This window comes from Nocardioides sp. (genome assembly GCF_044226765.1).
In the GTDB taxonomy this organism is placed as follows: domain Bacteria; phylum Actinomycetota; class Actinomycetes; order Propionibacteriales; family Nocardioidaceae; genus Nocardioides.
Window position 1 is genome coordinate 328,067 of the sequence record NZ_JBGAGJ010000005.1, and the last position, 6,270, is coordinate 334,336.

General features: G+C 70.7%; 5 protein-coding genes. All 5 read left to right on the forward strand.

Features of this window, described 5'->3' with window-relative positions; all coding sequences use genetic code 11:
* Positions 1-94: 94 nt before the first annotated feature.
* The gene (locus ACILRH_RS13630; RefSeq protein WP_395694116.1) at positions 95-925 is read left to right on the forward strand and encodes a hypothetical protein; all 831 of its coding nucleotides are present in this window, start codon (positions 95-97) and stop codon (positions 923-925) included.
* Positions 926-962: 37 nt separating this feature from the next.
* Positions 963-2,807, forward strand: a complete 1,845-nt coding sequence (locus tag ACILRH_RS13635; RefSeq protein WP_395694118.1) for a fumarate reductase/succinate dehydrogenase flavoprotein subunit — start codon at positions 963-965, stop codon at positions 2,805-2,807.
* Between the two features lie 46 nt (positions 2,808-2,853).
* The gene (locus ACILRH_RS13640; RefSeq protein ID WP_395694119.1) at positions 2,854-3,630 is read left to right on the forward strand and encodes a succinate dehydrogenase/fumarate reductase iron-sulfur subunit; all 777 of its coding nucleotides are present in this window, start codon (positions 2,854-2,856) and stop codon (positions 3,628-3,630) included.
* 287 nt (positions 3,631-3,917) lie between these two features.
* Complete coding sequence (locus ACILRH_RS13645) at positions 3,918-5,642, forward strand: methylmalonyl-CoA mutase family protein (RefSeq protein ID WP_395694121.1); 1,725 nt, start codon at positions 3,918-3,920, stop codon at positions 5,640-5,642.
* 53 nt (positions 5,643-5,695) lie between these two features.
* The coding region (locus ACILRH_RS13650) for a methylmalonyl-CoA mutase family protein (protein ID WP_395694131.1) at positions 5,696-6,270 on the forward strand (575 nt) is incomplete at its 3' end.

Sequence of the window (6,270 nt, forward strand, 5' to 3'; positions counted from 1 at the left end):
CTGGAACACGTTCTGGGAATCTCGGTGTGGGCCCTTTCACATCGCACCGATCGTGTGCAGACTGCACAGGCACCCGATCCCACCGGAGGTGGCGATGGCGTCGACCGACGCTCGAGAGACGGCAGCAGCTCCGACGGGAGTGCACGGGCCCACCCGGCCGCGGATCGCGGCGCGGACGCTGCGCCAGGACCGCTGGTGGCTCACCCCGGCCGCGACCTTCATCGTGTTCAGCGGGTTCGTGCTGTTCGCGACGTACCGCGCGTTCGCCGGCGACAACTTCTACGCCGAGCCCTACTTGTCGCCGTTCTACTCGCCGTGCCTGACCGACTCCTGTCAGCAAGCGGGTGCTGCGGACTTCGGCACGCCGTTCGGCTGGTGGAGCCTGTCGCCGGCCCTGATCATCTTGATCTTCCCGCTCGGCTTCCGGATGACCTGCTACTACTACCGCAAGGCGTACTACCGGGCCTTCTGGCTGTCCCCGCCGGCGTGCGCCGTCGCCGAGCCCCACCAGAAGTACACCGGTGAGTCGCGGTTCCCGCTGATCCTGCAGAACGTGCACCGCTACTTCTGGTACGCCGCCGTGGTGGTCGCGCTGATCCTCACCTACGACGCGGTCCTCGCGTTCGGGCCGGCACCGGGTGAGTCCGACGGCATCCACATGGGTCTCGGCACCCTGCTGATGGTCGCGAACGTGGTCCTGATCTGGCTCTACACGCTGTCGTGCCACTCCTGCCGCCACATCACCGGCGGCCGGCTGCGGCACTTCTCCAAGCACCCGGTCCGCTACCGGATGTGGACCTTCGTGTCCAAGCTCAACGCGCGGCACGCGACGTACGCCTGGTACTCCCTGTTCTCCGTCGCGATCGTGGACTTCTACATCTACTTGCTCGCGACCGGCACCATCGACGACCCGCGCTTTTTCTAGAAGGAGCTGAGCCCGAGCGATGAGTGACCGGCACCCGATGACCGGCAACGAGATGTCCGGCAGTGAGGCCGGCGGCCTGGAGCGCCACCAGTACGACGTCGTGGTGGTCGGTGCCGGCGGAGCCGGCCTGCGCGCGGCGATCGCCGCGCACGACGCCGGCGCCCGCACCGCCATCGTCTGCAAGTCGCTCCTCGGCAAGGCGCACACCGTGATGGCCGAGGGCGGGATCGCCGCGGCGATGGGCAACCGGTGGCCCGAGGACAACTGGGAGGTGCACTTCCGCGACACCATGCGTGGCGGGAAGATGCTCAACAACTGGCGGATGGCCCAGCTGCACGCCCAGGAGGCCCCGGAGCGGGTCATGGAGCTCGAGGACTGGGGCGCGCTGTTCGACCGCACCGACGACGGGCTGATCTCCCAGCGCGACTTCGGCGGCCACAAGTACGCCCGGCTCGCCCACGTCGGCGACCGCACCGGCCTGGAGATGATCCGCACGCTGCAGCAGCGCGCCGTCGCGCTCGGCATCGACGTGTTCATGGAGTGCACGATCACCGAGCTGCTCAAGGCCGGTGACGGTGACGGGCAGGGCGCGATCGCCGGGGCCTTCGGCTACTGGCGCGAGACCGGCCGGTTCGTCGTCTTCGAGGCGCCGTCCGTGGTGCTCGCGACCGGCGGCATCGGCAAGTCGTTCAAGGTCACCTCGAACTCCTGGGAGTACACCGGCGACGGGCACGCGCTCGCCCTGCGTGCCGGCGCCTCGCTCATCAACATGGAGTTCGTCCAGTTCCACCCGACGGGGATGGTGTGGCCGCCGTCGGTGAAGGGGCTGCTGGTCACCGAGTCGGTGCGCGGCGACGGCGGGATCCTGAAGAACTCCGAGGGCGAGCGGTTCATGTTCGACTACATCCCGGAGTTCTTCAAGGCGGAGACCGCGGACTCCGTCGAGGAGGCGGACCGGTGGTACGACGACAAGAAGAACAACCGCCGGCCACCCGAGCTGCTGCCCCGCGACGAGGTGGCCCGGGCGATCAACTCCGAGATCAAGGCCGGGCGCGGGTCACCGCACGGCGGGGTGTTCCTCGACATCGCGTCACGCCGGTCCGCCGAGTACATCCGCAAGCGGCTCCCGTCGATGTACCACCAGTTCAAGGAGCTGGCCGACGTCGACATCACCCAGGAGCCGATGGAGATCGGTCCCACCTGCCACTACGTGATGGGCGGCGTCGAGGTAGACCCCGACACCGAGCTGGCCGCCGTGCCCGGGCTCTACGCGGTGGGGGAGTGCTCCGGCGGCATGCACGGCTCGAACCGCCTCGGTGGCAACTCGCTGTCCGACCTGCTGGTCTTCGGCCGGCGGGCCGGTGAGGCCGCGGCCGCCCGGGCGGACACGCTGGGCGGGTCCCGACCCGCGGTCCGCGAGGACGACGTCCGGGCGGCGCAGGCGAGCGCGCTCGCGCCGTTCGAGGTCGAGGGCGATGAGAACCCGTACTCGATCCAGCACGACCTGCAACAGACGATGAACGACCTGGTCGGGATCATCCGCACCCGCGCCGAGCTGGAGCAGTCCCTGCAGGAGATCGAGAAGCTCAAGGAGCGGGCCACCAGGATGACCGTCGAGGGCCACCGTCAGTACAACCCCGGCTGGCACCTCTCGATCGACCTGCGCAACATGCTGCTGGTCAGCGAGTGCATCGCCAAGGCGGCCCTCGCGCGCGAGGAGTCCCGCGGCGGGCACACCCGCGACGACTTCCCGCGCACCGACAACGAGGTGTGGGGCACCAAGAACCTGGTGCTCACGCTCGACGCCACCGGCGCCGGGGTCGACCTGTCCGAGAAGCCGCTCCCGGTGATGCCGGACGAGCTCAAGAGGTACTTCGAGTGATTCCGGTGGTCGAGCATGTGGAGACCCCCCGAGAAGGGAAGCGGCTGTGGGCTACACGCTGAAGATGCGGATCTGGCGCGGCGACCAGTCCGGCGGCGACCTCGGCGACTACGAGGTCGAGGTGTCCGAGGGCGAGGTCGTGCTCGACGCCATCCACCGGGTCCAGGCGACCCAGGCCGGCGACCTGGCCGTGCGCTGGAACTGCAAGGCGGGCAAGTGCGGGTCGTGCAGCGCCGAGATCAACGGTCGCCCGCGGCTGCTCTGCATGACCCGGCTCTCCGACTTCGACCCGACCGAGACCGTCACGGTCACCCCGATGCGGACCTTCCCGGTGATCCGCGACCTCGTCACCGACGTCTCGTTCAACTACGAGAAGGCGCGCGAGCTGCCGTCGTTCGCCCCACCGCCGCGTGACGCGGACGGCAAGCGGCGGATGGCACAGGTCGACGTCGAACGGGGCCAGGAGTTCCGCAAGTGCATCGAGTGCTTCCTGTGCCAGAACACCTGCCACGTCGTCCGCGACCACGAGGACAACAAGCCGGCGTTCGCCGGGCCCCGGTTCTTCCTGCGGTACGCCGAGCTCGACATGCACCCTCTCGACACCCACGACCGGCGCCAGCTGGCCCAGGGCGCGGCCGGCCTCGGGATGTGCAACATCACCAAGTGCTGCACCGAGGTGTGCCCGGAGAACATCAAGATCACCGACAACGCGATCATCCCGATGAAGGAGCGCGTGGTGGACCGCAAGTTCGACCCGCTGGTGTGGCTGGGCTCGAAGATCGGCATCCGCAACCGCGACAACGACGGCCGCGCCGAGGTGTGACGAGCAGCCGAGCGCGAGGGACGAGCGCTCGGCGTGGGCTCGGCCAGGTCGAGCAAGCGACGCGACCGAGGAACGAGGTCGCGCGAGCGCGTCGAGACCCGGTGAGGTGACCGCCGACCGTCGGTGGTCATCGTCCTGCGCGGGTGCAGGGGTCTCAGCAGGCTCGACCACCGGAGCCGGACCTAGGTCGGGCCGGTGGGGGTCGAAGGGCCTTGATCTGCGGTGAACGGCGCCGAACAGGTCACAGTCGGTGGCTGTCGTCACGCCGCCCTTCTATCGTTCCGACCATGAGCGATGGCACGGTCGAGGGTGGCCTCGACGAGCCCGGCGAGCTCGAGCCCGCGCAGGGCTCGCTCGACCTGGCCGACCCGGCGGACCGGTGGACGGTCGCCGACTGGGAGCACCAGGCGGCGGCCGTGCTCCGCAAGTCGCGGCGACTCACCGACGAGGACCCCGACGACCTGGTGTGGGACAAGCTGACCCGCACCACCCTGGACGGCATCCCGGTCACCCCGCTCGGCACCCGGGCCCTGCTCGACGACCTGCAGACCTCCGGCCGACCGACGCGCCAGGGTGACTGGGACGTCCGGGTCCGCGTCGCCGGCGGCGACCCCGCGCTCGCGAACGAGGAGGCGATCGCCGACCTCGAGGGCGGCGCCACCTCGCTCTGGCTGACCGGTGGGGGGCTGCTCGGCGGCACCGACCTGGCGACCGTGCTCGAGGGTGTCGACCTCGAGCTCGCCCCGGTCGTGCTCGACGGCGTCGACCCGGAGGCGTTCCTCGGGTACGCCGGCGACCGCACGCTGCACCCGGCCACGAACCTCGGCGTCCCGGCGGCCGCGGCCACGGCCGAGGTCGCCCGGCTCGCCCTCGACCGGGGTGTCCGCGCCTTCGTCGTCGACGCGACGACGGTCCACGACCGCGGCGCATCGGACGCCCAGGAGCTCGGCTGGTCGCTGGCCCAGGCGGCGTCGTACCTCCGCGTCCTGACCGGGGCCGGCGTCACCGTCGACGAGGCCGCCGGCCTGGTCGAGTTCCGCTATGCCGCGACCGACGAGCAGCTGGCGACCATCGCCAAGCTCCGCGCCGCCCGGCGGCTCTGGGGTCGGGTGCTGGAGATCTGCGAGGCCGGGCCCGCGGTGCAGCAGCGCCAGCACGCCGTCACCAGCCGCCCGATGATGAGCAAGTACGACCCGTGGGTCAACATCCTGCGCACCACGGTCGCGGCGTTCGCCGCCGGTGTCGGCGGCGCCGACAGCGTGACGGTCCTGCCGTTCGACATCCCGCTCGGGCGATCCGACGAGCACGCTCGCCGGATCGCCCGGAACACCTCCCACCTCCTCATCGACGAGTCGCACGTCGCCCATGTGGCCGATCCTGCCGGCGGCTCGTACGCCGTCGAGAAGCTCACCGACGACCTCTGCGTCGCCGCGTGGCGGATCTTCGGCGACCTCGACGAGGGCGCCGACGCCGAGTCACTCCTCGACGCGGCGATCGCGGAGACCGTCGCGCGGCGCGAGTCCGAGGTCGCGCGCCGCAAGCGCCCGATCACCGGCCTGACCGAGTTCCCGAACCTGGCCGAGGTCCTCCCGGAGCGCTCCGGCGAGCCCGACGCGGTGCGCCGCTACGGCGCGAGCTTCGAGGCCCTGCGCGACGAGCCGGCGGCGACGCACGTCTTCCTCGCCACCCTCGGGACCGTCGCCCAGCACACCGCCCGCGCGACGTTCGCGACCAACCTGTTCGCGGCGGGTGGTATCGCCGTCGACGTGGCGGGCGCGACCGCCGACGCGGCCGAGCTCGTCGCGGCGTACGCCGGTCAGCCGGTGGTGTGCCTCGCCGGCTCGGACCAGGCGTACACCGAGTGGGGCGAGGCGGCAGCCACGGCTCTGCGCGAGGCGGGCGCCCGCTACGTGGTCATCGCCGGCAAGCCGGTCGGGTACGCCGACGCGTCCTGCGCGATGGGCGTCGACGCACTCGCGTTCCTCACGAGCACCAGGGAGAAGCTGGCATGAGCGTCCCGCAGAGCTTCAGCGGCCTGCCGCTGGTCGACCCGTCGCACTGGCGGATGGGGTGGCCGGACGCCGGCGAGCCCTGGATGTCGCCGGAGGGCATCGAGATCAAGGGCGTCTACACCGAGGCCGACCTCGAGGGCCTCGACGCGCTCGACACCCTGCCCGGGCTGAGCCCGTTCCTCCGCGGGCCCTACCCCACGATGTACACCACCCAGCCGTGGACGATCCGGCAGTACGCCGGCTTCTCGACCGCCGAGGAGTCCAACGCGTTCTACCGCCGCAACCTCGCGGCCGGCCAGAAGGGCCTATCGGTCGCCTTCGACCTCGCCACCCACCGCGGCTACGACTCCGACCACCCGCGGGTGCGCGGGGACGTCGGCATGGCAGGTGTCGCGATCGACTCGATCTACGACGCGCGCACGCTGTTCGAGGGCATCCCGCTCGACGAGATGTCGGTGTCGATGACCATGAACGGCGCGGTGCTGCCCGTGATGGCGCTCTACATCGCCGCGGCCGAGGAGCAGGGGGTGAAGCCGGAGCAGCTCGCGGGGACCATCCAGAACGACATCCTCAAGGAGTTCATGGTCCGCAACACCTACATCTACCCACCCGCGCCGAGCATGCGGAT

Bases quoted from the DNA above. Each gene is read 5' to 3' on its own strand.
- ACILRH_RS13635 (WP_395694118.1), top strand. From the start codon at position 963: ATGACCGGCAACGAGATGTCCGGCAGTGAGGCCGGCGGCCTGGAGCGC.
- ACILRH_RS13630 (WP_395694116.1), top strand. From the start codon at position 95: ATGGCGTCGACCGACGCTCGAGAGACGGCAGCAGCTCCGACGGGAGTG.
- ACILRH_RS13645 (WP_395694121.1), top strand. From the start codon at position 3,918: ATGAGCGATGGCACGGTCGAGGGTGGCCTCGACGAGCCCGGCGAGCTC.